At 58.3% G+C, this 1,703-nt stretch carries 1 protein-coding gene; it reads left to right on the top strand.

The genetic code is table 11. The annotated features are described in order from the left end of the window. The coding region (locus ACXJKC_RS21715) for an ABC transporter substrate-binding protein (RefSeq protein WP_456698844.1) at positions 1-1,286 on the top strand (1,286 nt) is incomplete at its 5' end. Between the last annotated feature and the right edge of the window lie 417 nt (positions 1,287-1,703).

Below are 1,703 nucleotides of genomic sequence, written 5' to 3'. Positions count from 1 at the left end.
GTCAGCCCCTGACGTCCGCTGACGTCGCCTACAGCCTCGGGCAGAACCTCGACCCCAAAGTGGCGTCTTTGAATGGCACGATCTTCACAAACGTGAAAAGTGTTGAAGCTGACGGCCCGGACCGCGTTGTTGTCCGCTTCAAAGCGCCCGATGAGCTCTTTCACCAAGAGATGGCCATTGTGCCGGGAATGATCTCTCAGAAGGCGTACGTTGAGGCAGACCCGGATGCATATGGAAGTCCCAGCCGTGGCCTGATGTGTAGTGGACCCTACAAACTCGAGAAATGGAACTCAGGATCAGAGATGATTCTGAAGGCGAACAACGACTATTGGGATGAGACGAGGCGGCCTAAGGTCGAGACGGTCCGTGTCAAATTCATCACCGATGTGGGGACTTTGACTCAAGGATTCAAGTCCAGCCAGATCGACGGCGCCTTTGGATTCTCACCGACCCTTGTTCCGTCACTCAAATCCGTGGCCAGTGGCAAGGTGTACCTCGGCCAGAGTCCTCGAATCGGCGTGTTGCTCGCTACCGGTGGGCCGGGGGCGGATCCGGAAATTCGAAAAGCGCTCAGCATGATCATCGATAGGCAATCCATTGCCGAGAAGATCTACTCCAATGCGGCCCGCCCGACTTACGCACTGATGACGCCAGCATGGTGGCAAGCCGAGGCGAAGGACATATACGAGGATGCCTACGACGCGCTGACCCTGCCGAGGAAACCCGATCCGTCTGGTGCGAAAAAGGTGATCGGAGGAAACCCAAACGCGTCTAAACCCATTGTGATCGCAGCACTCCAAGGCAATGAGGCACATCTGCGTGCGCTCACACTGATTCAGGAAGACGCAAAAAAGATTGGACTAGACGTGGAGATACGCGCGATCACCTCCTCAGTGTTGGGGAACTTGGCGTCGAGCCCCGCCTACCGAGATAAGTCGGACGTCTCGTTCTTCTGGGCTGACACGATGTCCGCGACCGACCCGTTGGACAACCTCCTTTACACCGTCCTCCCGCGTGCCCTTGGCGGTTCGGGTCAGTACGTAGATTACGACGGGCAGGACGAAGTGGGCACGCTCTTGCAGCAAGCTCGAGCCACGTTCGACCCGCGAGAAAGGGCCAAGTTGATTGTGGAAGGTCAGAAGATCTGGGAGGACGAGCAGAACTTGGTGATACCCGTTGTGGCGTTGAGCAATACGCTGTTCATGAACAAGAGAATCAGCGGTGCACCAGCCGCGTACTCGGGTATCTACATGCCAAGCCTTGCAATGCTGGGCGGCACAGACTAACTCCCAACATTCATGCGGATCCGGGTGACGCTTGGCCCGGGTCCGCATGAAACGTGCCGCCGTGCTTGGGAAACTTCGACTTGCGATAGCCATGCCGTTCATCTCGACACATCGGCACGACCGCTGCCCGACCTCAGCTGATGTGCGTCGGGGAAATTCGGAGTGTGGGACTTGAGGACCTCCCGTGCCAATGGATGGTTTGGACACCTCTACTCAGCCCGGCGGTCCTCATCTTCCACCAGAGCGCCACGACCGCCCTGCCGAGTCCTGTTAGAGCGTGAGCATTGTCTTGATTGCGCGTCGCTCGTCCATGGCCCGGTAGCCCTCGGCGACCGCATCGAGCGGAAGTGTGAGGTCGAAGACATCGCCGGGTGTGATGGTGCCGTCGAGCACGTCCTGTAGGAGGTCGGGCAGGGG

This window comes from Aeromicrobium sp. P5_D10 (assembly GCF_054049535.1).
The sequence above is the reverse complement of the archived record's forward strand: the minus strand, read 5'-3'. Positions and strand labels throughout refer to the sequence as shown.